General features: G+C 41.1%; 29 protein-coding genes. 17 read left to right on the top strand and 12 right to left on the bottom strand.

The annotated features are described in order from the left end of the window. Nucleotides 1-48: 48 nt before the first annotated feature. Nucleotides 49-207, top strand: a complete 159-nt coding sequence (locus UYC_RS38005; RefSeq protein WP_157171265.1) for a hypothetical protein — start codon at nucleotides 49-51, stop codon at nucleotides 205-207. Between the two features lie 121 nt (nucleotides 208-328). On the opposite strand, the gene UYC_RS0121895 is transcribed toward UYC_RS38005, so the two are convergent. Then, nucleotides 329-1,603 carry a URC4/urg3 family protein gene (locus UYC_RS0121895; protein ID WP_016875163.1) on the bottom strand — a complete coding sequence of 425 codons (1,275 nt, stop codon included), beginning with the start codon at nucleotides 1,601-1,603 and terminating at the stop codon, nucleotides 329-331. Nucleotides 1,604-1,742: 139 nt separating this feature from the next. Beyond that, a complete protein-coding gene (locus UYC_RS0121890; protein ID WP_016875164.1) occupies nucleotides 1,743-3,002 on the bottom strand; it encodes a GTP cyclohydrolase II in 1,260 nt (419 codons plus the stop codon). Nucleotides 3,003-3,304: 302 nt separating this feature from the next. Between UYC_RS0121890 and UYC_RS0121885 the strand changes: the two genes are divergently transcribed. Continuing rightward, nucleotides 3,305-3,775, top strand: a complete 471-nt coding sequence (locus tag UYC_RS0121885) for a tetratricopeptide repeat protein (protein ID WP_016875165.1) — start codon at nucleotides 3,305-3,307, stop codon at nucleotides 3,773-3,775. A 246-nt stretch (nucleotides 3,776-4,021) separates the two neighbouring features. Here the strand turns inward: UYC_RS0121885 and UYC_RS40390 are convergent, their stop codons facing one another. Next, a complete protein-coding gene (locus UYC_RS40390) occupies nucleotides 4,022-4,222 on the bottom strand; it encodes a winged helix-turn-helix transcriptional regulator (RefSeq protein ID WP_081588143.1) in 201 nt (66 codons plus the stop codon). A 333-nt stretch (nucleotides 4,223-4,555) separates the two neighbouring features. Further along, nucleotides 4,556-4,774: a winged helix-turn-helix transcriptional regulator gene (locus tag UYC_RS0121880; protein WP_016875166.1), complete on the bottom strand. Its 219-nt coding sequence runs from the start codon at nucleotides 4,772-4,774 to the stop codon at nucleotides 4,556-4,558. 125 nt (nucleotides 4,775-4,899) lie between these two features. Between UYC_RS0121880 and UYC_RS0121875 the strand changes: the two genes are divergently transcribed. The 3 genes from UYC_RS0121875 (at nucleotide 4,900) to UYC_RS0121865 (ending at nucleotide 7,399) form a co-directional block, all read left to right on the top strand. Next, complete coding sequence (locus UYC_RS0121875; protein ID WP_235082963.1) at nucleotides 4,900-5,799, top strand: NAD-dependent epimerase/dehydratase family protein; 900 nt, start codon at nucleotides 4,900-4,902, stop codon at nucleotides 5,797-5,799. A gap of 209 nt (nucleotides 5,800-6,008) precedes the next feature. Continuing rightward, nucleotides 6,009-6,605: a helix-turn-helix domain-containing protein gene (locus tag UYC_RS0121870; RefSeq protein ID WP_016875168.1), complete on the top strand. Its 597-nt coding sequence runs from the start codon at nucleotides 6,009-6,011 to the stop codon at nucleotides 6,603-6,605. After that, nucleotides 6,602-7,399: an MOSC domain-containing protein gene (locus UYC_RS0121865; protein WP_016875169.1), complete on the top strand. Its 798-nt coding sequence runs from the start codon at nucleotides 6,602-6,604 to the stop codon at nucleotides 7,397-7,399. The genes UYC_RS0121870 and UYC_RS0121865 overlap by 4 nt, the downstream gene beginning before the upstream one ends. A gap of 96 nt (nucleotides 7,400-7,495) precedes the next feature. On the opposite strand, the gene UYC_RS0121860 is transcribed toward UYC_RS0121865, so the two are convergent. Further along, nucleotides 7,496-8,014: a hypothetical protein gene (locus UYC_RS0121860; protein WP_016875170.1), complete on the bottom strand. Its 519-nt coding sequence runs from the start codon at nucleotides 8,012-8,014 to the stop codon at nucleotides 7,496-7,498. A gap of 110 nt (nucleotides 8,015-8,124) precedes the next feature. Between UYC_RS0121860 and UYC_RS39040 the strand changes: the two genes are divergently transcribed. The 3 genes from UYC_RS39040 to UYC_RS0121845 all read left to right on the top strand — a co-directional run bounded on the left by UYC_RS39040 (nucleotide 8,125) and on the right by UYC_RS0121845 (nucleotide 9,954). Beyond that, entirely contained in the window at nucleotides 8,125-8,301 is a 177-nt protein-coding gene (locus tag UYC_RS39040) for a P-loop NTPase family protein (protein WP_016875171.1), read from the top strand. Between the two features lie 16 nt (nucleotides 8,302-8,317). Beyond that, a complete protein-coding gene (locus tag UYC_RS0121850) occupies nucleotides 8,318-8,965 on the top strand; it encodes a nucleotidyltransferase family protein (RefSeq protein WP_016875172.1) in 648 nt (215 codons plus the stop codon). Nucleotides 8,966-9,132: 167 nt separating this feature from the next. After that, nucleotides 9,133-9,954 carry a carbonic anhydrase gene (locus UYC_RS0121845; RefSeq protein ID WP_016875173.1) on the top strand — a complete coding sequence of 274 codons (822 nt, stop codon included), beginning with the start codon at nucleotides 9,133-9,135 and terminating at the stop codon, nucleotides 9,952-9,954. On the opposite strand, the gene UYC_RS38000 is transcribed toward UYC_RS0121845, so the two are convergent. Continuing rightward, nucleotides 9,942-10,094 (bottom strand): hypothetical protein, encoded by a 153-nt coding sequence (locus UYC_RS38000; RefSeq protein WP_162140488.1) that lies wholly within the window; start codon nucleotides 10,092-10,094, stop codon nucleotides 9,942-9,944. The genes UYC_RS0121845 and UYC_RS38000 overlap by 13 nt on opposite strands. Nucleotides 10,095-10,194: 100 nt before the next feature. Here UYC_RS38000 and UYC_RS0121840 point away from each other — a divergent pair, with 100 nt between their 5' ends. From UYC_RS0121840 to surE, 4 genes are all read left to right on the top strand, one after another. Continuing rightward, nucleotides 10,195-11,787: a glycosyltransferase family 39 protein gene (locus UYC_RS0121840; protein WP_016875174.1), complete on the top strand. Its 1,593-nt coding sequence runs from the start codon at nucleotides 10,195-10,197 to the stop codon at nucleotides 11,785-11,787. A gap of 349 nt (nucleotides 11,788-12,136) precedes the next feature. After that, nucleotides 12,137-12,604 (top strand): DM13 domain-containing protein, encoded by a 468-nt coding sequence (locus UYC_RS0121835; RefSeq protein WP_016875175.1) that lies wholly within the window; start codon nucleotides 12,137-12,139, stop codon nucleotides 12,602-12,604. A 209-nt stretch (nucleotides 12,605-12,813) separates the two neighbouring features. Further along, the gene (locus UYC_RS0121830; RefSeq protein WP_026087486.1) at nucleotides 12,814-14,235 is read left to right on the top strand and encodes a sensor histidine kinase; all 1,422 of its coding nucleotides are present in this window, start codon (nucleotides 12,814-12,816) and stop codon (nucleotides 14,233-14,235) included. Nucleotides 14,236-14,260: 25 nt separating this feature from the next. Beyond that, nucleotides 14,261-14,977 (top strand): 5'/3'-nucleotidase SurE, encoded by a 717-nt coding sequence (surE, locus tag UYC_RS0121825; protein ID WP_016875177.1) that lies wholly within the window; start codon nucleotides 14,261-14,263, stop codon nucleotides 14,975-14,977. Between the two features lie 364 nt (nucleotides 14,978-15,341). Here surE and UYC_RS0121820 read toward each other — a convergent pair whose 3' ends face one another. Beyond that, entirely contained in the window at nucleotides 15,342-15,641 is a 300-nt protein-coding gene (locus UYC_RS0121820) for a hypothetical protein (protein WP_016875178.1), read from the bottom strand. Nucleotides 15,642-16,245: 604 nt separating this feature from the next. Here UYC_RS0121820 and UYC_RS0121815 point away from each other — a divergent pair. Beyond that, nucleotides 16,246-16,923 (top strand): sugar transferase, encoded by a 678-nt coding sequence (locus UYC_RS0121815; protein WP_016875179.1) that lies wholly within the window; start codon nucleotides 16,246-16,248, stop codon nucleotides 16,921-16,923. A gap of 223 nt (nucleotides 16,924-17,146) precedes the next feature. On the opposite strand, the gene UYC_RS0121810 is transcribed toward UYC_RS0121815, so the two are convergent. Together UYC_RS0121810 and fraI are read right to left on the bottom strand one after the other, a co-directional pair. Beyond that, entirely contained in the window at nucleotides 17,147-18,898 is a 1,752-nt protein-coding gene (locus UYC_RS0121810; RefSeq protein ID WP_016875180.1) for an ABC transporter ATP-binding protein, read from the bottom strand. A 140-nt stretch (nucleotides 18,899-19,038) separates the two neighbouring features. Next, entirely contained in the window at nucleotides 19,039-19,686 is a 648-nt protein-coding gene (gene fraI, locus UYC_RS0121805; protein ID WP_016875181.1) for a septal nanopore formation protein FraI, read from the bottom strand. A gap of 290 nt (nucleotides 19,687-19,976) precedes the next feature. Between fraI and galE the strand changes: the two genes are divergently transcribed. Next, a complete protein-coding gene (gene galE / locus UYC_RS0121800; RefSeq protein WP_016875182.1) occupies nucleotides 19,977-20,975 on the top strand; it encodes a UDP-glucose 4-epimerase GalE in 999 nt (332 codons plus the stop codon). Between the two features lie 143 nt (nucleotides 20,976-21,118). On the opposite strand, the gene UYC_RS0121795 is transcribed toward galE, so the two are convergent. Continuing rightward, nucleotides 21,119-21,754: a hypothetical protein gene (locus tag UYC_RS0121795; RefSeq protein WP_016875183.1), complete on the bottom strand. Its 636-nt coding sequence runs from the start codon at nucleotides 21,752-21,754 to the stop codon at nucleotides 21,119-21,121. Between the two features lie 406 nt (nucleotides 21,755-22,160). Beyond that, nucleotides 22,161-23,387: an urease accessory protein UreH domain-containing protein gene (locus UYC_RS0121790; RefSeq protein WP_026087487.1), complete on the bottom strand. Its 1,227-nt coding sequence runs from the start codon at nucleotides 23,385-23,387 to the stop codon at nucleotides 22,161-22,163. A 216-nt stretch (nucleotides 23,388-23,603) separates the two neighbouring features. Between UYC_RS0121790 and UYC_RS0121785 the strand changes: the two genes are divergently transcribed. Further along, complete coding sequence (locus UYC_RS0121785) at nucleotides 23,604-24,773, top strand: M28 family peptidase (protein WP_016875185.1); 1,170 nt, start codon at nucleotides 23,604-23,606, stop codon at nucleotides 24,771-24,773. 56 nt (nucleotides 24,774-24,829) lie between these two features. Here UYC_RS0121785 and UYC_RS0121780 read toward each other — a convergent pair whose 3' ends face one another. After that, a complete protein-coding gene (locus UYC_RS0121780; protein ID WP_016875186.1) occupies nucleotides 24,830-25,387 on the bottom strand; it encodes an Imm42 family immunity protein in 558 nt (185 codons plus the stop codon). A 267-nt stretch (nucleotides 25,388-25,654) separates the two neighbouring features. Here UYC_RS0121780 and UYC_RS37995 point away from each other — a divergent pair, with 267 nt between their 5' ends. Next, nucleotides 25,655-25,792 (top strand): hypothetical protein, encoded by a 138-nt coding sequence (locus tag UYC_RS37995; protein WP_157171263.1) that lies wholly within the window; start codon nucleotides 25,655-25,657, stop codon nucleotides 25,790-25,792. Nucleotides 25,793-26,061: 269 nt separating this feature from the next. Beyond that, nucleotides 26,062-26,340 carry a hypothetical protein gene (locus UYC_RS0121775; RefSeq protein WP_016875187.1) on the top strand — a complete coding sequence of 93 codons (279 nt, stop codon included), beginning with the start codon at nucleotides 26,062-26,064 and terminating at the stop codon, nucleotides 26,338-26,340. The last annotated feature ends 68 nt before the right edge of the window (nucleotides 26,341-26,408 follow it).

Genomic DNA, 26,408 nt, shown 5'->3' with positions numbered 1-26,408 from the left:
AACACTTGAAATCAAGGAGTTGAAATTATGAAGAGTGGAATTACTGCTATGAACAATATACACTGGAAAAGAATTTTCTCACTTTCTTTACCAATCAGTATATTGTTACTTGCACAAGCCTGCCACGGTAGTGGTGGAAGATTGATGTCTACCCAATCTACTGTAGAAAGTTCTGTTAACTATCCGCTCAATCGTACTGCAAACTAATTTTATATAAGCTTCTGGAACGAGCTATGTTTAATATTTAGTTTCATCGAAACTCAATATAGAAGCAGTCTCAGAAGCTTTAAGATTCCCGTTAATTACAAAAGATAAATGGCGCTCATAGCTAAAATACCGTTCCATCGCTTTCTATTTGTATAGGCGGGATGCCACCTGCTCGCAGTTGAGCAGCAATTTTTCGTCCGGCTGTCCAGGTTCCACCTTGTAGAATTTTTACGAGCGGTAATTCTTCGGCACTCATGCTCAATTTTTCTCGCACTGTGGCAGCAATGTAATCTAAGAGAATCACAGTCAAAGCACGCCATTCAACTATTATTTCCGATGCCACTGAATGAGATTGGGAAAAAATATTTGGATTTTTGACGTTGATTAGTCCCAAGTCGAGGCATAATCCACCGTTACGGTATTCTGGCAATCCAGTTAAAGCGTCTAAGCCCGTAATTTCTACACCTAGCTCCTGTAGTGGTTCTAACAGGGAGTAAGTCAGCCATTGAGATAATTTGTGAAATGGCACCAAGCCATCATTGCTAACTGCTGGATGATACCAGACATCCCCTAAGTTTACTCCAGCAATTTCTATGCGTCCTGGCCAAATATCACTGAGTCCCTCCAAAACGGCATTTAACACAGTTTGGGCTGCGAGTTGGTTGTTTTTCACTTGTGCTAAAAGGAAATTTACCAAATTGCCCGGACGGGGGTTTTGCTCTCCAAACATTTGAGGTGAAGCAAGTATAACTTGACCTAATTGTTGTAACAAGTTTAACCGCCCAGTCATTCCCACCAAGGGATTTTCTAAATTTGCCTGAAAACCTTGAGCTAATTCTTGTTCAGTTAATGCTTGCAATCGTTGGGCATCTACTTGCAGGGGCTGATGCCGATCGCTCGCAAAAGTTCCTTGACAAAACATCTGGAAACTAGCTACTGCCAAGCCTTCGGAACGTTTAAAAACGAGTTTTGTATCCTGTTCGCAATAGTGCCAGCGATCGCCAGCACCAGCATCTAATAAAACGCTAATGATTGCCAAATCATACTTGGCAGCAGCTTTTTGGGTTGGCGTTAGTCCCGCTAACTTCTCATCCAACTGAGCTAAACGCGGTATACCCCCAGCTTCAAAATGTCGCCAACGACTGTGAAACGGGATTTGCAGATCTGGGTATTGTTCGTGCATCACCTCAATTACATAGTCTGCCACCCGTTCCAACTGAGACAGATTGCAATTAAAATGAGGCGATCGCTCTGCCACTACCATCTCAAACAGTTCTTGGCAACGTTCCCGAATTGCAACAGGCGATCGCAAATAAGCTATAACCTCCCCTTCTTCCCCTAGTGCTTGTGGGGCGGGCATCTTGCCCACCATCTCCTTGGCGGTTCCCATTTCCATTTTTATTTATCCTTTACGATCCACCCCTTTACAAAGAGAAGAACTAACTACTGTACGGGCGGGTTTTAACAACAATCTCTCTAGGATGACGAAATATCTAAAATAAACCCGCCCCTACTAAATGACTAATGACAATTGACTAATCTGTTAAAGCCCGCCCTTTCACACTTCCTAAACCATTAGAATCTAACACCTCTCCTGTAGTGTAATAACCAGCTGCTTTTTTGGCTTCAATTTCTACTCGTGCATCTTGGGGTATCAAATCCTCTGGAATAGGTATGCGTTCGACAATTTCAATTCCCGCTTCCGTAATCGCGTTGTACTTCATGTTACTCATTGATACCATCCGGTCAATGCGAGTAATACCCAACCAATGCAAGACATCCGGCATTAGTTCTTGGAAGCGCATATCCTGTACACCTGCCACACATTCTGTACGTTCAAAGTAGGCATCAGCGCGATCGCCTCCTTCTTGTCGCTTGCGAGCATTGTAAACTAAGAATTTTGTCACTTCTCCCAAGGCGCGTCCTTCCTTACGACAATAGACAATTACACCAGCACCGCCTTCTTGGGCTGTTTGCACGCAAACTTCAATGCCATGCACCAGATAGGGACGACACGTACAAATATCAGAGCCAAACACATCGGAACCGTTACATTCATCGTGTACCCTTACCGCTAGGGGTTTATTGGGGTCAGTAATTGCAGCGATATCACCCAAAATATAAACTGTCACGCCTCCAATGGGCGGTAAAAATACTTCTAAATCAGATCGCGTCACAAGCTCTGGGAACATTCCTCCAGTTTGTTCAAATAGAGCGCGGCGTAAATCACCTTCTGTAATTTGGAAGCGTTTGGCAATTCCCGGCAAATACCAAACCGGTTCAATTGCGGCTTTGGTAACTACCAAATCGCCACCAGATTTCATTATTTTGCCATCTATTGTTAAACGTCCCTTTGCCACCGCTTCTTGTAGTTCGGGCATATTAATATGAGCTTTGGTAATGGCGATCGTGGGGCGAATATCGTATCCCTGTTCGTAATAGGATGTAAACACCTCACCGACGATCGCTCCAAAGGGATCGACAGAGACAATTTTTTCAAGATCGAACCAACTTGGATGCGGGCCAATATGCTCTACTGGTGAGGTATTGGTAAGATCCGCCCTGTGATCCGACTGCAGTACACCCCTGGCTACAGCTAAAGCACGGTAAACTGCATAACTACCAGAGTGGGTGCCAATTACATTGCGATGTGCTTGCTTTGTCAATGTAGCGATGACGGGGCCTCTTTCCATTGGATCGCTTGCACCCCACTTGATAGGTATTGGTTTGGGGCCAACGCGACTGGGGTGGGAAGTGAGAACAATATGCCTGGAAACACTGTTTTGCTTTGGCATAGTCACCTGTTTGTTTAGGGATATTTCTTATTAGTCAACAGTTAACACCGAATCGTCAATAGTCAACACAACAGTGGATAGAAGCTAGGTATCCCCCTTTGATTGCATTCTGTATTCTAAATTCTGTATTTTGTATTCTTCTTTAAAGATTGAGTCAGCCATTAATCGTATTCCAGGCTACAACAATTAACATATTTTTTGCTTACCTTGCAATTTAAACCGAATTTTAAAAGCTCAGTTAAGAAGTAAATTTTGAGAACATTTTGTGAGAATCTAAAGATACTATCACTAACCTCAAATTCATGGATTCTTTATTTGTCAGTTCTTTACTTGAAGCTTTGAAAAATCCCGACGAAACAGTACGCGACCAAGCAACAAAAAAGCTTTGGCGTTTGTGGTATCAACAAAAGGGAATATATGGCTTGGAAATGATTGATCGCAGCCAAAAGTTAATGGATTCAGGGCATACAGACGAGGCTGAAGCGTTGCTAACCCAACTAACCCACGAGCAACGAGACTTTGCTGAAGCCTGGAATCGACGTGCTTACCTTTACTATAGCATCGGCAAATATGAAAAATCTTTAGCAGATTGTTTGGTAACAATTCAGATCAATCCATTTCATTTCGGCGCACTTCATGGGCTAGGCTTGTGTTATGCTGCGCTCGGAGAATATTCTAAAGCGATCGCAGCTTTTCGTCGTGCCTTGGCAATTCAACCATACTCCTTAGTCAACCAAAAATTAATTCTCGAATGTCTGCTCCGATTGAGTTAAGATACAAAATAATTTACAGATGATGTTTTGTATTAATTTTAACTAAGGACTGTGAAAAATATTCATAGTCTCAATCGACGCAAGTTTATCCAGCAGAGTTCACTTGTTATTAGCACAAGTATAGTTACCGCTTGTATTAATAACAAGCAAATTTCTGCTGGGCAAAACCAAGATGACAAACTAGACAAAATTACCTTCAGTACAAACTGAGTAGCACAAGCAGAACACGGGAACAGACAAAGTTTGCTAGTCAATCTTTTCTGACGGAATGTTCTTTGAATATTTCATTGTTTCAACATACTTAATTCCCCAACTTTCAAGAGACAGTAAGGTTGGCTCTAGCTGTTTACCTAAGTCTGTCAGTGAATATTCAACTTTTGGTGGTATTTCTGGATAAATTTTTCGACTAATCACCGAACTCGGAGGGTGGAAGCCCCGCAATTTCATTGCTGGGGAGGAAATCCGAAGGGGATTTTAATCCCCGTCCACCATGTGAGTGCAGTACCAAAATATCGGATAATATTGATAAGTCGAAATCGGACAAGGCACTGTTTACCCAACAGAAACGGCTTTCCAGTAGATGAGAGACTGGTGTGTAGTCTCGCAAGTGGGTAGAAAACCATTGCTTGCTAGGGGCAATCCAATGTGTTTTCTGGGGCGTGGGGGTGAGTACACCCTCTGGACAATCGTAACCACGCCTAAGAGGTTCGGGGATAGTGTTGCGGAACCTGAACAGGAACCCAACCGCTATTTCTCAGGGCTACTAAAAGCCCCCGAATTCTATTCGTGGGGAATGGTTACTCCATCATCTTCTAATTCTCTCAACTGCCTCGTCAAAATCCGCTGCGACAATTCAGGAAATGTGCGTTTAAGTTCATTAAATCGCTTCGGTTCATTAAGCAAATGATAAAGAATCACACCTTTCCATTTATCTGCAATTACATCTAAAGCAGCTTCTATGTAACAACCTTGTGCTCCATCATAAGATGCGTGTCTCATTACAGGCTCCTCCCTAGATTGGTGGCTGGTAACACACCTGTTACTGACGCACAGAAAAATCCGTTCTTACGTAATCCTAAGCAATTTTGCATAATCAAGTTGCACCTTACATAATGGACGAACAGATGAAAATTTTTCTAACAGGAGCATCCGGTTATATTGGTGGATCAATTGCTACAGCATTAGTGGCTACCGGACATACAGTAGTGGGTTTGTGTAGATCGACAGAAAAGGCTGAGTTACTCAAACTAAAGGGAATTGAGCCTGTGATTGGAACTTTGAGCGATGAACAGGTACTCTTTCAAACAGCTCAATCGGCAGATGCTGTCATTAATGCCGCAGATGCAGACGATCCCTTTGCTGTGGAGGTGCTACTCCGAGCGCTTGATGGTTCAGGTAAAAAACTGATTCACACAAGTGGATCGAGTATTGTTGGCGATCGCGCTGCTGGTGAATACAGTTCTCGTATTTTTCATGAAGATATTCCACGTCCAATTCGCTTTGAAAAAATTGGGCGAGTGGCGATTGATACTCATGTGATTGAAGGTGTTATCCAAGGAGTACATTCTGTGGTTATGTGTCCCTGCTTAATTTACGGTAAGGGAAGGGGGTTGCATACCGAAAGCATTCAAATTCCTTGGATGAGCGAAGTTGCCAAGAAATATCAGGCAGCCAGATATATTGGCAAAGGAGAAAACATTTGGTCAACTGTCCACATTGACGATCTTGTCAGCGCCTACTTGCTTGCACTTGAGAAAGCGCCAGCCGGATCGTTTTTTTTCTTGGAAAACGGCGAAGCTAGCTTCAAAAACATTGCTGAAGCAATCCATCGTAAACTTGGCTTTGAGGGTAGTGCACAAACCTGGACAATTGAACAAGCGGTTCAAGAATGGGGGCAAGAGGCGGCTCACTTTGCTTTTGGTTCCAATAGCCGTATCCGTTCAGACAAAGCCAGAAAACTTCTGGGATGGGCACCTAAACATTCATCAGTGCTTGATTGGTTAGAAAAGATATCAAATTCATAGATATGGAAGGAGTTACCAAATCCGCATTTATACCCCCTCTTACCCCACAGGCTAGAAGCCTGGGGCTATACAAACTAAGCCCGTCTGCACGGGCTACACAAAAAGGGGATTTATACACCGGATTTTGTATCACACAATATTTTGCCTATAGGGCAATTAAATAAGAATAAACTTGCCCATTAGGCAATAAATCGATATATACTGATTGCATGGTTAACGATAATAAAACTCTCCTGCAATCTGATTTGGTTAGGCTAGGAAGCCGATTGCGTTTCTTCAGAACTCAAAGAGGATGGACTCTTGGAGAACTAGCTAGACGGACAAATTTGTCAGAAGCCTATCTATCACGGATCGAAAGTGGCGATCGCCAACCCTCCCTTGCTGTGTTGTTTGAGCTTGCCCGCACGTATCACACTTCAATGGCTGCTTTGTTTGAAGTTGAACCTCCAAGCAGTGCGGTTGTAGTGCGTTCAGTTGATGCGAATGTCTATGAGGGAAATGGGTTGCTGTACCGTTTGCTTTCAAATAAGGGGAGTTTGGCTAATCTGCATCCAATTCACGTTACGATTCCCGCTCAAAGGCAGAACGAATGCCTCTACCAGCATGAAGGTGAAGAGTGGCTCTACGTTCTCTCTGGTGAGTTGCGCCTAACTCTGGGAGAGGAAGAACATATTCTTCAACCTTTTGATGCCGCGCATTTCGATGCTGGAATTCCTCATCGTTTGGATGCTTTGGGCGATCGGGATACAGAAATTCTATTGGTTTCTTGTGAAGCCTCTCACGCTTTACTTAGGAGCTATCTATGACAGACGTAATTCCTTATGTTTCCAGATTGTTCATCTATCCCATCAAATCTCTGGATAGAGTTAGCGTTGAGCGTGTGACTGTTCTCAAAACTGGTGCGCTCAAGGGCGATCGCGAGTTCGCTATCTTCGATGAATCAGGGCATTTCGTCAATGGCAAACGCAATCAGCGCGTTCATGCTTTGCGCTCTCAGTTCAATCTCGAAACCAACATCATCTCTTTGTTTGTGCAAAGAACAAAGGATATAGCCACATTTCACATCGAAAAAGAACGCAAAGCACTGGAAAATTGGTTAGGTGAGTATTTTGGTTTTCCGGTGCAGATTAGGCAAAATCTCGACATGGGATTTCCAGATGATACTGTTGCATCAGGCCCCACCATAATTAGTACAGCGACACTAGAAACCATCGCTTCATGGTATCCCGGCATTGATGTGGAAGAGGTTCGTTTACGTTTCCGCGCTAATATTGAAATTTCAGGTGTGCCTGCCTTTTGGGAAGATCATCTGTTTGCAAAAGCAGAGCAGACTGTTGACTTCCAAATTGGAAATGTAAAATTCATGGGTGTAAACCCTTGTCAAAGGTGCGTTGTCGTCACCCGCGACTCGCAAACAGGAGAAACTTACCCGAATTTCCAAAAAACCTTTGTCGTGAAGCGGCAACAATCTTTACCTGAATGGGCAGAGCGATCGCGCTTCAATCACTTTTATCGCCTCGCAATCAACACACGGCTACCTGCATCTGAGGAGGGGAAAGCGATCGTCATTGGCGATAAGCTTCAAATTTTCACCCGATAAGTAAGTAACACGACACCATTTTTGGAAATCTTGCTATCAGTGAGTTTTAAATCGGTTTGCTTGATGGCTCCTGAAAAGAGCGGAGTCTTAAAATGGCTATAGGAATTCTTCTTTGTGCTCTTTGTGTCCTTTGTGGTTCGTATTCAAAATCATTCTTAAAACTAAAATGAAATTTCTATAGAATACACGAGTAAATAGGCTTATTTTTGACTTAAATAAGTACACTTTTGCATGGATTAGTAGCTTTTTAAACGCAGAGGTACGTAGAGTCAGCGCGGAGAGGCGCAGAGCCTTTATGAACTTGTGAAATCCTGTACTCTTTAAAATCTCTCTAAGTACGCTGCTTGCTCGTTCTATAAATTCTTGTTCGGTTTCGTTTTCTCTCGGTTCACCTATCTGTTTGCTAAGAGATGAGATCACCTCATCACTAGTAGCATAATTTGCAACCTCTCTACTAAATTTCTCTGCTTTTTGTGCATTATTGAGTTCAAATAACCCTCCAACCATAGGTAATAAAAGTTGCTGAATGCTAGCACCTATACTTAATTGTAAATGCTTAGTATTATCCTCAGGTAATTGTTCTGATTTTTTGTAGAAATCCTTAAAGCTATTCATTTATCCCTCTAAATATTTTTATTCTTGTTGACGAGATTTATAGTACTGGTAGTATTTTTTGAAGACTTCTATATAGGCAGAAACTATAGATCTTTCAAGATGCTGCACTTATGGCTTGGGCAAATATCAGGGAAAATGTCCGCTTACCCTTAAAGTTAGCGGGAATGCCCAAGAAAGATTCCCTGGTATTGGTGAAGCAGGCGATCGCACAAGTAGGATTGCAAGATTTTGAGCAAAGCTATTCCCGCGAGTTATCAGGCGGGATGAAAATGCGAGTATCAATCTGATTTAGGAATTGTAAAAATGACAATCACCGATCCACAAGTAGAAACTGCCAAACCAAATGTTGCTATTATTCTTTTAGCGGCAGGGGCGTCAACCCGGATGGGTGTACCTAAGCAACTCCTAACCTTCGAGGGACGAAGCTTAGTTAACCGCACAATTGAGAGTGCGATCGCTTCAGTTTGCAAGCCTGTAGTAGTGGTTTTGGGAGCAAATTGCCAACAGATACGTGCCCAAATTAACCAAACTAGTGTTGAGGTGATAGAAAACCCGGAATGGAAATTGGGAATGGGCACTTCAATCAAGAGTGGAATTCTATCACTTTCCAAGTGTTTGGAAAGAATAGATGCAGTAATTCTTGCTGTTTGCGATCAACCATTTTTTTCTACTGAAATTATTAATAACTTAGTTGCAGCATATTGTTCTACAGGAAAACCGATTGTAGCTTCCCATTATGCAGAGACAATCGGTGTACCTGCTTTATTTAGTCACAAATTTTTCTCAGAACTAGCAGCCTTAAGAGAAACTGTAGGTGCCAAATATTTGATTGAAAAACATTTGAGCGAAGTGTCCTGTGTTCCCTTTCCCTTAGGCAAGATTGATATTGATACACCACAAGACTACGAGCAATTGCAGGGGATGCATTCTGCAAATCTGTTAGAAAAGTAAATAATATTTTTGGCAAAAAGAAGCGACTATAAGGTTTTATGATAGAGGAATTATTCCTCAATTAACGTCTACTATATAAAAGCATAGAAAATGAATGCTCTGTACCGCTTGAATCCGCTTGTTCGGATTATACAAATTAAACCCACGAGTATTTGTGGTATTTGGTGATGAAGAAATTAATTAAAGGTCTGCGTGAATTCAAAGCTAGCTACTTTTCAACGCATCAAGAACTGTTTGAGCAACTTTCTCACGGTCAAAAACCCAGGGTGCTGTTTATTACCTGTTCTGACTCGCGTGTAGATCCAAATCTAATTACACAAGCCCAGTTAGGTGAATTATTTGTTATCCGTAATGCTGGTAACATTATTCCACCATTTGGAGCAACGAATGGGGGAGAGGGTGCCACAATTGAATATGCTGTTCAAGCCTTAGATATTCAGCAAATTATTATTTGCGGACATTCTCATTGCGGTGCCATGAAAGGGCTAATGAAGTTAAACAGTTTACGAGAGGAAATGCCGCTCGTACATGATTGGCTCAAATATGCAGAAGCAACCCGAAGACTGGTTTTAGATCACTACAGTCAGTACCAGGGGGAAGAACTGCTAGAAATCATGATTGCCGAGAATGTACTTACCCAAATTGAAAATTTGCGAACCTATCCAGTAATTCATTCTAAGCTTTATCAGGGACAACTTAGCATTTATGCTTGGATTTATCACATTGAGACAGGAGAAGTTTTAGCATACGATCCGCAAAAGCACGCCTATGTCTTGCCCCAAAGCCAGCTTCCAGAAACAGAAACAGATGAGAAACTGCTACACCAGTTTCCAGCTTGCGATTTAGCTATTCATTCTCATCAAAATCAGCACATAGAGGTTGAACCTCCTGAGAAACAAATTATCTCTACACATGAGCGGTTTCCAATGACACGGCTTTCTCCAGAGCAGATGGAGCGAATTTATCGAGGATCGAATCAGGCAAATTGAGGTGAGAAGTTTGAATCTCTCTGACAGTGGCGATCGCATGATTTGTAAATGTGCTGCATCTCGATTTCTCGTTCCATATTTTTCCTTGAAGAATGGGTAGGGATGCGATCGCCGATCTGTTCTATAAAGTCGGTTACCAAAGCAACTCCTCCATCAAACTCAAGTGGCGATACAAAATGCACTTTATCCAGTTAGTTCACCTGACTGGAGATTTTGGACAACTTCTGGACAAACTTGATTATGCGGCGTCTTGTACTCGCTCCCAGGTGGTTGCAGATTCTAATTGTTGTAGTGTTGGCGGTTGGTATATTTTTTCGCTTTGTAAATCTGAATAGTAAAGTTTACTCCCATCATGAAATTTATACTTCATTGCGGATTGCTGGTTACACAAATTTACAAGTAAAACAGCAAATTTTTAATGGGCAAGTAATTTCTAAAGATACTTTTGCTAAATTCCTGGATCTTAATCCTCAAAAAGGCATCAACGACACGATTAAGTCATTGGCTGTAGAAGCTCCTCAGTATCCGCCAATGTATTACTTAATTGCTCGATTTTGGGTGCAAATTTTTGGTAATTCAGTAACGGCAATCAGAAGTTTATCTGCCATGATTAGCTTACTGGTGTTCCCCAGCATTTATTGGCTATGCCGAGAATTATTTAAAGTGCCTTTATCGGTACCTGGGATTGCGATCGCACTCGTAGCTATCTCTCCTATTCACCTCATCTACGCCCAGGAAGGGCAAGCATATATTCTTTGGATTGTCACTATTTTAATATCCAGTGCTGCTCTACTGCGAGCTTTGCGATTAGAGTCAGCACGGCAAACAGAAGAAGCTCGCATTTATAATTGGGGAATTTATACAGTTAGTTTGGCTTTTAGTTTCTATACTTTTTTGTTAAGTGGATTTATAGCAGTTGCTCATGGTATTTATGTAATTGCAACTACAAAATTTTTTCGGAATCAGATAGCTAGAGCATATTTATTATCTTCGGGCATAGCATTTTTAGCATTTACACCTTGGTTTATAGTTGTCCTTGCTAATATCTTCCAATTCTCATCTTACTCGCAGATAAGCCATTCTTTATCACCTATAAATTTAATAGCATCTTGGCTAGTACAAATAAGTCGTATTTTCTTTGATTTAAACTATAGCTCGGATAATCTATTTATCTACTTATTTACCTTCATATTTTTAGTGATAACCGGATATGCCATATATTTTATTTGGTGTAGTAATCATGAGAAAACATCATTATTTATTATTAGTTTAATAGCAGTTCCGGTAGTACCTTTGCTACTTCCAACTTTAATTTTTGGAGGAGCAAGTTCGATTCAGCGTTCATATTTGATACCTTCTTATTTAGGGATTCAAATAGCTTTTGCTTACCTGTTTGCAGTTCAACTATATAATGGTCGTTTTTCACGACGGCAAATCTGGCAAATGATTCTAGCGCTGTTGATTAGTGCTGGTATAATTTCTTGTGCTGTTAATTTACAAGCAGAAACTTGGTGGAGTAAATTTGTGAGCTACGGTAATCCACAAGTTGCTAAAATCATTAATCAAACTTCTCGCTCATTGTTGATTAGCGATGATTTTGAAAATAACTATGGAAATTTATTTTCTCTTAGCTATCTTGTCGAACCACAAGTTCGTTTTCAGTTAGTAAAAGATAAAAATCTACCTAAAATTCCCCAAAGTTTCAGGAATGTATTTTTGTTTAATCCTTCGCCAACTTTGAGAAAAGGAATAGAAAAAAAATATAAGTTCAAGACTCAAATTGTTTACAAAGATAAATATTCTTCGCTTTGGAAAGTAGTAAAGCTGACTTGAAAATAGGTGACAGGGTACAGGGAAAGAGATTTTCATCGCCTCGTTGTAGGTTTTTCCCATGAGGGGCTGTCTTGAAAATAAGGCAGAGGGACGTTAGGAGACGATAATTAGAATATTTTGGAAAAAATTGCCGAAACTTTTATCCAATTCTCAGCTTAAATTAATTTTGGGAATACAAGTAAGATTTAAATTGTATCTATAAGTAGAAGGAATAAATAGAGACTAAGGACAAAAAAGAGGACAAGGGAAGGAATTGTACCAGACGCGATTAATAGCGTCTCTACCCAATCCCCTCTTAGATTACTTAGTTCAGCGATATCTACTTGGTTAATTATATTACTTGCAATTTATGAAATTCAAACCTTTTGTAATTCTTGGTATCGCTACTCTTTTAGTAGTAGGTTGTACAAGACAGGTAAGCTCTAATCAGGCAAATACTGAAACTACACCAACAGTAAATGTAACTGCACAAAACACAACATCTGCTGAAAAGACTGGTGTGTTTAAATCTGCGGAAACACCAACTCAGGGAATGGTTAAATTTATAACAGAAAAAGGACAGCGTTATCTAGAATTTGACCAGAATTTTAAGACTAACCGAGGCCCTGACTTATTTGTTATCCTTTATCGAAATAGTACAGTGCCAGTATCTGGCATTAAAGAAAAAGATTACATCAGAATTGCCCGTTTGCAAAAAACTAGTGGCACTCAGCGCTATGCTATTCCTAGTAATGTGAAACTGGAGGACTTTAAATCGGTGGCGGTTTGGTGCCGTGCTTTCAATGCAACGTTTGGCTACGCACCTTTAGCTAGTTAGTTTAATTACACACTTATTGCACCCTTCTCAATAATTCTAAGGTGGGCACTGCCTAACTTTCCTCAAACCCTTATTTTTAGGTTGTGGATAGTGCCCACCCTACAAAAATTGTAATAAAGCAACTTATGTTTGATAAATAGCTATAATTTTGTTTTATAAATCGGCAGATTATCATGCCGATCGCATTACTCACTCTCCTAAAACTAATAGTGAATGAAATTACCAAAATTTGGAGGAAAATAGATGCCTGTTCGTTAAGATTACGTTTAACAGTTGGGATTGCTGTAGTTTCAGCTTTAGGTATTGGTAGCATTGCTATCTGGGCAGGCTGGGAAATGCAGAAAATCTTAATCAACAGTCACAAGCAAAATATAGAACACATTGCTGTCAGATTTCCGCGTGATGTAGAACTATATAGTGAAATGATGCCACCAGAAACTGGTGTGCAAAAAGCAATTAATAATTTGACTTCTACAAATATATTTTTATGGGTAAAAAGTCCCGATCGCAGAATTCTGGCAACATCAACAACTGCCGATAATTTATCTCAGGCGAGACTAACTCAGCTAATGTCTCTAGCCGAGATGCCGCTGAATCCGCAAATTCACCAAATTAACCAGCGCTACTTTATTTTTTGTGGTAATTCTTTACAAGTGCAGGGTAAGGATTTGGGGAAGGTGTTTGTAGTGCAGGATATCAGCCGCGAACAGCTAATGTTTTTAGCGAGCAGACGCAGCATGGGAATTGCCAGTTTCTTGGTAATTATAGTGATTACAGGAGCGATCGCATTTTACGTTCAGCGTTCATTGCAGCCCTTACGCCAACTCAGCCAGATGACAGCTGTCATTTCTGCCCAAGATTTACCACAAACGCAACTGCATCTAGAAAATGCACCCAAGGAGGTGAAAGAATTAGCTCAAACCTTCAACATGATGTTATCTCGTCTTTCCCAATCTTGGGAACAAGAGCGACAATTTGTGAGTAATGTTTCTCATGAGTTACGCACCCCGTTGACGATAGTACATGGATACTTGCAAAGTGTCTTGCGACGGCAGCATAACTTAACAGAAATGCAAAAAGAAGCCTTGGCAACTGCGGCATCAGAAACAGAACATACTATTCGCCTGCTACAAGATTTACTTGATTTGGCGCGAGCAGATAGCGGTTATTTGCATTTTCACATTCAGCCGTGTATGTTGAATGATTTAGTAACAGAAATAGTAGGAATGGCAGAACAGTATAGTGAAAGAGTCATTAATATTGAAGCGAGTGATATTATTCAAGTGAAAGCTGATCGCAACCGCCTCAAACAAGTACTCTTAAATTTAATTGACAACGCTGTTAAATATTCTGCACCTGATACGCCCATTTTCATAAACTTAAGTCAGCAAGGGCAAGAAGCAATCATTCAAGTCTGCGATCAAGGTGACGGCATTCCTTTGCAATACCAATCACGAATTTTTGAGAGATTCTATCGCGTAGATGAATCTCGCAATCACGCTACTGGTGGCACTGGTTTGGGTTTATCAATTGTTAAGACGCTCGTAGAAGGTATGGGTGGAAGTGTATCAGTGCGATCGCGCTTGGGTGAAGGTAGCGTGTTTACAGTGACTTTACAGCTTCACTACTGAGAATAACTGCCTTATACTAAATCTTATGACTCTAATTCTCACTAATGATGATGGTATCGACGCCCCAGGCATTAGGGCACTGATGAAAGCTATCAATGATCTCAACACTGGTAATCAGGGATTATTAAATGAGAGCTACCCAGTCGTGATTGCTGCTCCCAAAGATCATTTATCAGGCTGCGCCCATCAAGTTACCACAACTAGCCCTATTTACGTTCACCGCCGCTCAGATTCTGAGTATGCAATTGCAGGTACTCCCGCCGATTGTGTGAGAATCGCGCTTACACATATTTGCAAGAATATTCAATTTGTAGTTTCAGGTATCAATGCGGGTGGCAACTTGGGAGTAGATGCTTATATATCCGGTACTGTAGCCGCCGTGCGAGAAGCAGCTATGCATGGTATTCCTGGAATTGCAGTTTCTCACTATCGTAAAGGTAAGCTGAATGTTGATTGGGATGTGGCTGCACGCTGGACGACTAATATTTTAGCTGACTTACTTACTCGTCCCTTAGAGCCAGGAACTTTCTGGAATGTGAATTTACCGCATCTGCTACCAGGAGAACCCGATCCTGAAGTTGTGTTTTGCCAGCCCTGTACTAAACCGTTGCCTGTCAACTACCGAATTGAGGGCGATGAATTCTATTATGTTGGCGTTTATCAAGAGCGCGATCGCACTCCTGGCAGTGATGTTGATGTCTGTTTTGCAGGTAAAATTGCAGTCACTAAGTTAAGGGTTTAAATTCACAAATAATTGGGCGAATAGAATTCGCTACTATACGTCTAATGTGAATTAGCCGAACTCACCTTGAGTCGCACTCTCATAAATAGATTGATTGTAAAATCCAATTTTATTGTGATAACGAACACAGATGGACACAGATAAACACAGATAAATTATCCGTGTGCATCTGTGTTTATCTGTGGTCGATTTTTATAATATGATTTTTGCTTGCTATTTTAATTCACATCAGACGTACTATACAAATAAAGTCCAGATGATGCGTAGACTTGATAAAATAACCTGCGCAGGCAGGTTTTGATTGTGTAACCGCGATTTCTAATCGCCAAGGCTTGATTTCTTTCCCAATCAAATCTCTTCATTGTTAATCATCTGACTCTTCAACTAATGTCATCAAACGTTCTAGAGATTGTGTAAGTTGGCTGAGTTTTTGCAGGGAATTATCTTGGATTTCAGCAAGAGTTTGCACCGCGTCGCACAATGCCAAAATTTGATAGCCTTGTTGCTGTACTTGTTTTCCCTGTTCTTCAACTTGAGCTGAGAGATTGTCTACTCTATATGCGAGACGCTCAATTGTCTCCGTCGTAGAGAGTACTGCTTCTCCAATTTGCTCAACGATTGATTCTAAACGACCTAATTTCACTTCTACTTCTGCTACAACCATTTTTTAACTCCTCAATAATTGAGATGAATGACAGCAAACTTTTTTACTTGATTTTTAAATATTTTGAATAATTGAATACAAACGCCTGTTTCAGCAGATTTTGTCAACGTATTTTAGATTGATGACGCTATTAGTTTAGATATTGCCTATATATGGCAAATGCGACTGTGGAATATATCTAAGTACGTTAGTTGACTTTCACACAAGTAAAGTACTGATGATATCCACTAAGCACAGCTATGCTCAGTAACCAAAAAAGCCACTTAAGAAAAGTAGGTGCTTGCGATCGCTCCCCAGATAAAGGAATAGAACTGCTATTGATAAATAACTAAGATAATCGTTAAATCTTCAAATACGCAATGTTTTGATAGCAAAATATAACACAACTATCCCCAGTATCTACATAAAAAGTAGATATTCATCATCCCTAAGGGATATTCCAGTGACTTTATCCGAATTTTATCAAAAATAATCATTTCCCTGAATTTTGATGAAGATTCAGTGAATACACGGTTGTAATTGTGTGCTTGAGTGAATAGTGAGCTTATATTCTAAAGGTAAATCTTTGTAAAAATAAATTATTAGCTCAACATTCGGCTTGACAATGTACCAATTACCATTCACAACCGTTGTTGAAAGTGCAACTTCCAATACTAAAAAATTAGAATTAGTAGTTCACCCCTCGGTTAGTTCAAAATTTAAACGTTATTTAGATATAGTAGGTAGCTTAGTAGGACTTTTAGTTCTAGCAATCTTATTTATACCGATCGCGATCGCTATTAAAATTGATAGTCCAGGCCCTATATTTTTTACACAACAGCGCTACGGACTGCAAGGGCGTCCATTTCGTATCCGCAAATTCCGTTCCATGGTAACTGATGCCGAGCGGTTAAAGTCTCTAGTCAGTAACGAAGCAAACGGGTTGATTTTCAAGAACAAAAACGACTTTCGCGTCACAAAAATCGGGCGGTTTTTGCGGAGTACCAGCTTGGATGAACTGCCTCAATTTTGGAACGTCTTAGTTGGTGAAATGAGTTTAGTGGGAACACGCCCGCCAACGGCGGATGAAGTGATGCACTACAACCAGCGTCACTGGCAGCGTTTAAATGTCAAACCAGGATTGACAGGTGAATGGCAAGTTAACGGGCGTTCTCGTGTTAAGGATTTTGAACAGATAGTCGATTTAGACTTGCAGTATCAGAAAAAATGGTATCCATTGTATGACATTCTGTTGATTGCCAAAACTTTTTATGTCATCTTTGGCAGGATTGGAGCTTGTTAAAGGAGCTACTCTAGTCGTTCATTGTATCTCTACGTAAGTGTCCTAAAGAAATAAATGGAACAACTAAATTAAACGTAAAACGCGCCCTGCAAAATCCCCGACTTCTCACCAGAAGTCGGGGATTTGTGTTTTTAGTTAGGCGATTTACCTAAAGACAAATCTGTAGAGACGTGCCATGGCACATCTCTACAAAAATCGAAACTCACCACAGGCAAGTGAAGATTTAATGCAGTAATTCCTCGACTTGATGCTGGCTCCATAAAATTCTATACAGCCCTGGTTCTTTAAGCAGATCTTTGTGCGTACCTATTTGTACGATTTGGCCTTTATCCATCACAAAAATTCGATCAGCAGTCGCCGCAGCAGATAGCTGGTGCGTAATAAAAACTACGGTTTTGCGTTTTGTGCCGCTAGAAAGATTGTTGAGAATTGCTGTTGCAGTTTGATTATCAACGCTGGAAAGGGCATCATCCAAAATTAACACGGGAGCATCCACTAGTAGTGCCCGTGCGAGGGCAGTACGCTGTCGTTGTCCGCCAGAAAGAGTGATACCGCGTTCACCCACAATAGTTTCATATTGCTGTGGAAAAATGCTGATTTCTGGAGCAATTTGGGCAACTGCGGCGGCAGATTCTACTTCTTCTTGCTTGGCAACAGGATCGCCATAGCGAACGTTATTTTTAATCGTGGTACTGAAGAGAAAACTATCTTGAGGTACGTAGGCGATCGCGCTTCTTAAATCTGGCAACTTGATTTTAGTAATGTCGATCCCATCCAAAAATAGCTGTTCCTTCCCAATATCCAATAATCTAGGCAAACAATTAGCCAAAGTAGATTTTCCGGAACCAATAGCTCCCACAATTGCTACCGTTTCTCCAGGTGCAATCTTAAAGCTGACGTTATCTAAAGCGGGAGTGTCGGAACCAGGGTAAGTGTAACTGAGACTTTTAGCTGTGAGTTCTCCTTTTACTTGCTCTGTTGGCAACTCAACTGCATCTGATGCATCTTGAATTTTGGGCGTGACACCTAAAATTGCCTCAATCCGATCTATACTCACTTCACCTCTTTGATAGGCAGTGATTGTAAATCCTAATAAAGCAGTAGGGAAAACCAAGCGCTCCACATACAACAGCAATGCCACAAAGTCTCCAATATCCAGCACTCCAGAGGCAATCCTCGTCGCTCCTAATAAGATAATCACCAGCGAACTGATATTAGCTAACCCGCCAATCAAAGGAAACAGCGTATTTCGACTTTTTGCTAGTTTGAGATTAGCTTGCAACAGTTGTTGATTTCTCTTAGCGAAGGCGCGACGCTCATTTTCCTCTTGGGCATAGATTTTAATTAAGGCAATGCCGCTGATATCTTCTTGAATCAAGTCGCTGGCATCAGAAAGTCGATCCTGCACTTCTAGCTGCTCGTTGCGGAGGCGATCGCTAAATAAATGTACCACCAAAAACATGAACGGATAAACTGCCAACGAGAAGACAGTTAGATCCACACTGATAGAGAGCATGACTGGCAGCGTCAAAGCATAGGCAAACACCGTATTTGCCAAACTCAGCACAGCAAAACCCAACAATCGCCGGATATTGTCTACATCACTAGTAGCACGACTGATTAAATCACCAGCCGTGTTAGTCACAAAGTAGGCTGGTTCCAACTTTAGTAAGTGTTCAAAAATTCGTTGTTTGAGTTCAAACTCTACCTGACGCCCCACACCAAAAATCCAAATGCGGGAAGCCATGCGAATTAGCCACATTGCCGAAGTAAGTAAGACAATGGGTACTACATAATTTAGTAATTGGTTAAAGCTAAAAGCTGCCGAGAGTTTGTCAACAGCCGAACGAATTAATAAAGGTATGTAAACACCCAATCCGTTCACAGTTAACAAAGCAAATATACCTAATGTTGCATCCCGCCAATGAGGACGTAAATAGGCACCAAGTTTAGCAAGGCGTCGCGTTTTTGCCATTCCAGCAATTGCACTTTTTTAATCGTAGAGTAAGCCAAAATCTGGCATTTTGTAGCTACCGACAGAAATATAAAATAAAAAAAGGTCACTCAGCTACAAAAGTAACATTATGACCTTTTTTAGAGCCAGTTTTTTTAAACTTACGGTTGGCGTCCGCGCAAGAAAAAATAAACTTGATTAAGATAACTTTCCCAAACTCGCGTTGTTAGCGAAAGTGTTTCAGCATTTGGCACAAAATCTTCTAACCGCAATCCGCGCCTGGGTATGTCATTAGGAGTTTGCAACAAATAAGGTGAAACTGCTGTGGGAGACAGAATGCTGCTTCCTACATCTGACACGCTAGCCACAGTCGAGTCTTGTTTGAATGCCACTAGTGTTGGAGATAGAGTGGAAGTGAGGGCTTGGTTGAGATTACTTGCCGTTGCTACAGGCGATCGCACCAAAAAGTAAGCGACAGCTGGAGTGCTTGCTAACAGCATAATTGTTAACGCCCAAGCTAAGTAGATTCCTCCTGGTTTATCTATCGCTCCAGCTTTAATCTTCTGGGCAGCAAGAATTAACAGCAAAAGTGACGCTCCCAAAGGCTTGAGGGGAAAAGAAACTACCCTCCATAGTGAGGCGACAGCTGGTTCGTTGGGGTTAATAAACGATAGTAAGATAATCAGGAATAGAACGACTAAAAGCAAGCGTCCGACAAAAGTCCCTGAAGGATAAAATCTTTGAAACAAAGTGACTAAAATCGCTATCAGCAGCAGCCACAGAAGTACCCGGCTTAACAATATAAACATAGATTAACTCTCACATTTTTTCGTGCGGTCAGCCTAATTGTTTTGGAAAATTGAGTTATTTTACCGTCAAATTGTAATCGCACAGTCACTAACTGCAAATACCCCACAACGTCACTTCATGAAAGGATATTTCCGCAGGCGGATGACTATCCTTCACATCAAGACTACCGTCGTAGTGATTTTAGAGCAATTTTTTTCAACTGACTGCAATATTTGTAATCTTCTAGATCAGTAATCCTGTTCAGGTAAATTAATTTAATTGAGTAGTTGTTTAATTACAAGGAAAAACTATGTCGCCTGGAAAGCCCACTATTTTGGTTACAGGCGGGGCTGGATATATCGGCTCCCATGCAGTACTTGCTTTGAAGCGAGCAGGTTACGAGGTGGTAATTCTTGATAATTTAGTGTACGGGCACCGTGAATTGGTAGAAAAAGTTTTAGATGTAGAACTGATAGTGGGAGATACAGGCGATCGCCCCCTGTTGGATAAGTTATTTCAAAGCCACGATATTGCAGCTGTAATGCACTTTTCTGCCTATGCCTATGTGGGAGAATCAGTTGTCGATCCAGCCAAGTACTACCGCAATAATGTTGTCGGCACCCTGACATTGTTAGAGGCAATGTGTGATGCCTCTGTCAAGAAATTTGTCTTTTCTTCCACTTGCGCAACCTATGGGGTTCCAAATGTCGTACCCATCCCAGAAGATCATCCTCAAAAGCCCATCAATCCCTATGGCAATAGCAAGCTGATGGTAGAGCAAATTCTTGCTGATTTTGATGTCGCTTACGATTTCAAATCAGTAAGTTTCCGCTATTTCAATGCCGCAGGCGCAGATCCGAGTGGTTTGTTAGGAGAAGATCACAATCCAGAAACTCATTTGATTCCTTTAGTATTGTTGGCGGCTTTAGGTAAGCGCGAATCTATTTCAGTTTTTGGCACCGATTACCCCACACCAGACGGCACCTGTGTTCGAGATTATATCCACGTCAGCGATTTAGCAGACGCTCACGTTTTGGGCTTGGAATATTTATTAAAAGGCGGTAACAGCGAAGCTTTTAACTTAGGAAATGGCAACGGCTTCTCTGTCAAAGAAGTCATTGAAACCGCCAAGCAAGTAACAGGCAGAGATATTAAAGTAGTGGAGTGCGATCGCCGCCCTGGCGATCCACCAGCTTTAATTGGCAGTGGCGATAAAGCCCGAAAAATTTTAGGCTGGCAACCACAGTACTCAGCCCTGTCGGAAATTATCACCCATGCATGGCAGTGGCATCAAAAACGACATCAATAACAGATAGGGAAAAGGGGATAGGGTTGGGGGAACAGCAAAATAATGTGTGTAATTAATTTTGTGTGAGTACTTAAATGGTAGGGGCATCCACAAGGGATGCCCTTTTATTGGTGCTTGATTATTCCGCGCCAAAGCCATACAACCTACTCCCTATTTAATTGTTGTACTACGGCGAGAAAAACACCAACTATAATAAGACCGAAAGAAGCGATCGCCCAAAACGGCAAACCAGAAGTTCGTGCCTGTGTAAAATTCTGATTCACATCCTGCGTACCTTGCACGTTTTCTGACACTTCATTACCAGCTGCCACAGTAACATTAAACTTTAATTCAAAAGGTTTAAAACTTGCCCCTGTTTTGGGTTTACCGCGCAGTTGTAATTGGTAATTGCCTTGCCTGGGAAATGTAATTTCTGTGCCAGGTACTCCCTGGTAGCGCTCCGCAGTCAATGCTTGTAATGCAGGTTCCAACAGAGGAGGTTCTCCAGAGGCATGAGGTTCTGCGTAAACCTGCAACTGACAATTGCACTCTGCTAATCGAATCACCTTACCGCCTTTGCGAGTCAAGGCAAACCATGCTTTTGTCCGTTCCCCAGCGCGAGGATTGTCATTTGGTTCTATGTGGAGAATTGCACCCACATCCCTTGTCGTTTTCACTTGATGGGCAGATGCAGTGGAATGAGGAGAAATAAAATTAACAAATAACAGTAGTGATAATACATACTTTGCCGTTACATGACAGTGCCGAGAAGTGCCTTGTAACAAACTTTGTCTGAGCATTGTGGAGGTAGTAGCCTCTGATGAAAGTGAAAATGCGACTGCATTTGAGAACGGCAAATCAAATCCTCCCTAATGTGAAACACTTATTTTTGAACATAGAGAATATCATTACAAAATTATTGCCATACAAGCAAATTTTTAGTCGAATAAGGATTCTTGAAATTATTTTTTGTATTTTATTATTTAAACATTTGTTATTTTCAGATTATCACCATTAAGGTTTACGGAAAATTTCTCTAAAATCCTCTTTAATCAGTGTTCTCCGTGTCCTCTGCGGTTTATTATTCCATAACTTGTGCGTAAAAATTGACCATTTTCTAAACTAAATTTGACCAGATACTTGTATATTTTTCATCAATGTATAGACGCCTTTTTATATTTTAATTTAAATCAAAATTGTATAAATTTAACGTGACTTACTCAACGGTACGTAAAATTTTTCTAAAGATAGCATCGACCAAAAAAAACGGTTTCTCACTATCAATACACCAAGAGTAATTATTACCAACAGTACTGATGCTAATTTATTGAAATCTGTTAATCGCAAAGAACCCAGGTAATGCGAGCCAATCATAATTGTATGAATGGTAGCCAATACCAAAGCCGGTATGCTCAATAAATGAATTTGCCGCCAACGCTTGCCCAAAATCTTTTGCAATGAATCAAAACTTGTTAATGCGGCGGGAGTCATCAACACCAGTGCCACCACACCCGCAGCCATTCCCCACTGAAAATCTGGCGGCAAAAACCAGAAGGCAGCAAAATTCCATTGCAGCGAGTGTTCTATCATGTGGGTAGTGTGAGCAACAGAAAGCACAAAAGCGCCTACTCCCAAAGCACGACGATAACGCAAGGGAGCAGCCCACAAACCGCTTACAGGACGAGCAATCAGCGCCAGCATTAACAATATTAGCGCCGCGTGTCCAGTGTAATCTACCATTGTGTCGCCCGTCCGCAGCAGTGTAAGTACACCAATGGTGAGAGTTACCCAACCACCTAAGCGAAACAACTGACTGCGCCTGTCTTTACTTACCAACGATGTAGAAACACCAACACCTAACATCGTGGGTAGGGTTCCGATGCCAAAAGCCAGCATCGTTGCTGCACCCATCCACAAATTGCCTGTTTCCGCAGCTTTAATTTGGGCAGCATAGAGGAAACCACAAGGCATTAAACCCCAAGTCATACCTAAAGCTGCTGGTGTCCACCATTTGCTTTTGAGGGAAAGTTTAACCATCCCCGCACTCAAGCGGTTGTGTAAACCTCCTTTCAACAAGGGGTGCAATACTGGTATTCGAGGCAAAAAGTCTGGTTTGATTTGTCCTAGCCCAAACCAAATCAACATCATGCCAGTGATAATTGCAATCCATTGGCGTAAATCACTACCAATTCCCGCAATTTGTCCACTCTTGAGCAAAACAGAACCTAACGCGCCAATCCCAGCACCAACAAGGGTGTAGCTCAGTAGTCTGCCGAAGTTAAGCAAAGTATGAAATGTTAATTGCTGCCGCCAATTGAGAGTTTCTTGTTGATGAGATAGAGAAAATGCTACAGCTAAAGGGCCACACATCCCCAAGCAGTGTCCAAAACTTCCTAGAAACCCCAAAGATATGATGAGCAAATAATCTAGCATATTGGCGGCTAATGGCTAATCGAGAACATTTTACGATTAGCAATTCTTAAAATTTTTACTTGTTATGTAAAATCAGCTAGTCCAATTGTTGCGAAAAATTTCGTGGGCATAGCCAATCATGAGGAACTTTAAAGTAAATTTTCAACTCTGTCAAAAGACAAGTTGTCAAACTTGAGTCAAGCGCTATCCTAAATCAGGAAGGCACGGAAAAATCAGATGAAAAAGTGGATTTGGCTGGTGCTGGCAATACTGGTGGCATTTGCGGCTGTTGTTGGTAGCGGATTTCTCAGACAAGGTGAGCAACCATCGGTCATTGAAACTATTAAAGTTGAAAATCCGCACTTAGGGAAAGAGGACAAGGGGACACGGGGAGGTGGAGACACGGGGAATGTTTCTCTCTCCGCGTCACCGCGTCTGGTGCTCTTTGCGTCATCTGCTCCCCAAGTATCTGCCAACAAGCTGTTTGCCCATGTTCAAAATTTAAACTTCAAGCGTTATACCGATGCAGAGCGATCGCGTACCCGCACGTACATTACCAGGGAACTAAAAAAATTAGGCTGGAAATCCCAATTACAAAAGTTCTCTGAGGGTGTAAATGTATTTGCAGAACGAAAAGGCACTGACAAACAAGCAGGAGCTATTCTCGTTGGTGCACATTACGATACCGTTGCCATCTCTCCCGGTGCTGATGATAATGCTAGTGGTGTTGCCGTGCTTTTAGAAATTGCCCGACTTTTGGGTTCTCGTCCAACACCAAGAACTTTACAATTAGTGTTTTTTGACAAAGAAGAAGCAGGATTGTTGGGTAGCAGAGCTTTTGTTACCAAAACCGCACACTTATTGAAGAATCTACGCGGCGTCATTGTTATGGATATGGTGGGCTACGCTTGCCACACTCCAGGCTGTCAGAAGTATCCTGCGGGTTTGCCTATTACACCACCCAGCGATAAAGGTGATTTTTTAGCTGTAGTCGGTGATACAGAAAATTTGCCACTGCTCAACGTTTTTCAATATTTAAATTCAGTTGCAGTCAAGCCAGAAAACAAGCGCAGTTTTGATAACAAAAATATCTCCGTGTCTCCGCATCTGGGTGCCTCCGCGTCAATTTCTCTACCACCCATATTTACCTTACCAGTTCCGTTCAAGGGCTTGCTCATACCAGATACCCTCCGTAGCGATCATGCTCCATTCTGGCTACAAGGAGTGGGTGCAGTATTGGTGACAGATACTGCCAATCTACGCAGCCCACACTACCATCAACCCAGCGATACACCAAAGACTATAGACCGTAATTTTTTTACAGGAGCAGCACAGGTTGTTGTCAATGCTACTACGGTTTTCTTAGAAAATCAAAAAGCTTTAGATACACCAAAATCAAATTCGTGAAATACTCAGAACATCAGGAGTGATGAAAAAGCAATACATTGCTTGATTTATTGACCTTATAACCTTATTTGAGATTCTGCCCATACTAAAAATTGATTGGCTATAGCTTCAAAACTCTTTGGCTCTAGAAGCGCCTCGTGTATTTTCATATCAGAAAGTGCTCTCCATATTAACCTCTGCTTACCACTTTTAGTTTCAACAAGAATTAGATTAAATTTATCTGAGAAAGAAGACATGCCAAATGAATCTAAATGGAAGCGTCTTTCAATATTCTCATAGAGAAGTTGAGCTTTATCATTAGATGAATTATAAATTGAAACTATTTCACTCAAAGTTGTTATCCCAGTTGGAATTGTGTAAACAACTGAATCAAAAATCAACTGAAAAACTTCTTCTTTAGACTTTTCATCTAAATTAGGCTCATATCTATCGCCAGTAAACTTTAAGAAATCTAACAAATAGCTGATACAGCTGGATAAAACTATTTCATCTTCATAGTCACCGATGGGCTTTCCTCCAACCCATAACCGAAGGTGAGCAAATGTTTGACCATCAATCACACGTGAGACTTGACACTCAATAGCAAAGCTCGATTTATCCCCAAAAATACTCACGTTTTAACTCCTAAACACCTTCAAAGCATAGTCAGTAATATTTCTTATTTCATCTCCAACGTCACTTCTAACACTAGCAACTAGTCTTTTGCAGAAAAATAATTTAATATCAAACTTCTGGTGACAATAAAAGGTTTTAGACTGTTGTGGATGAAGCTTAAATCAAAAATTACAATCGCAGAATTTTTAGTGATTGCTAATTAAAAATAGCGATCGCATTACTGGGAAGGTGATTTTGCAAGCCTTTAACTCAAACATGTTTAGTTTATGAAAATTAGATGCGTTTGCCCTGTTGGGGGACTGCGATCGCTACAGAAAGCAACGAGTAGCGAACCTCCTACCCTTCGGGAACGCCTAGCCTGCGGCAAGGGCTACGCCCAACGGCGAACAGAGGAACTTCACTAACGCTCGTGCTTTAGTAGCTCAACTAAAATTAGTCCTAGCAGATGAACCAACTTCATCATTAGATGATAAAACTTAGACACCAAAAGACTTTTAACCCTATCACCTGCTATATCTACAGCCCATGATGTTAGTCACAGGAAACCTTCACACTAAAGTTACAGTTGTATTTGTTACGTCTGACACTAGCGTAGATCAGCTTTAATTTATACAATGCCAGAGAGAAAAAGCATTTTATGTACAGGTAAGCAAATCAGGGGGAGAATTTATCAGTGAGTTACTACAATTTTGATGAACATTTCTGGTCTGCCCAGACGGTTTGTAGCAAAAAAGCATTACCAAAGTCAAATCAAAAGATTTCTCGTAAAAGTAGCGTCAATATATTAAGAGTAATTTTGGCTTCAATATGTATTGGGATTTGGACACCATTGCTACTCCAAATCTTAATTCCCGTAGTAAATCAGAATCAGGAAGAAAGTTCTTTGTATGCTGATAACTCTGGAGTTCATCGCCTGTATCTCAAGCGAGCCGTAATTTTAAATACGAAGTAAGTAGAAGGCAGAAGGGATAAATAAGGGATAGTTTTGTAGGATGTGTTGTCGCGTAGCGCAACGCACTA

Origin of the sequence: Chlorogloeopsis fritschii PCC 6912 (assembly GCF_000317285.1) — a bacterium.
In the GTDB taxonomy this organism is placed as follows: domain Bacteria; phylum Cyanobacteriota; class Cyanobacteriia; order Cyanobacteriales; family Nostocaceae; genus Chlorogloeopsis; species Chlorogloeopsis fritschii.
Note: the sequence above shows the minus strand (reverse complement) of the source record. Positions and strands in the feature narration are given on the sequence as shown.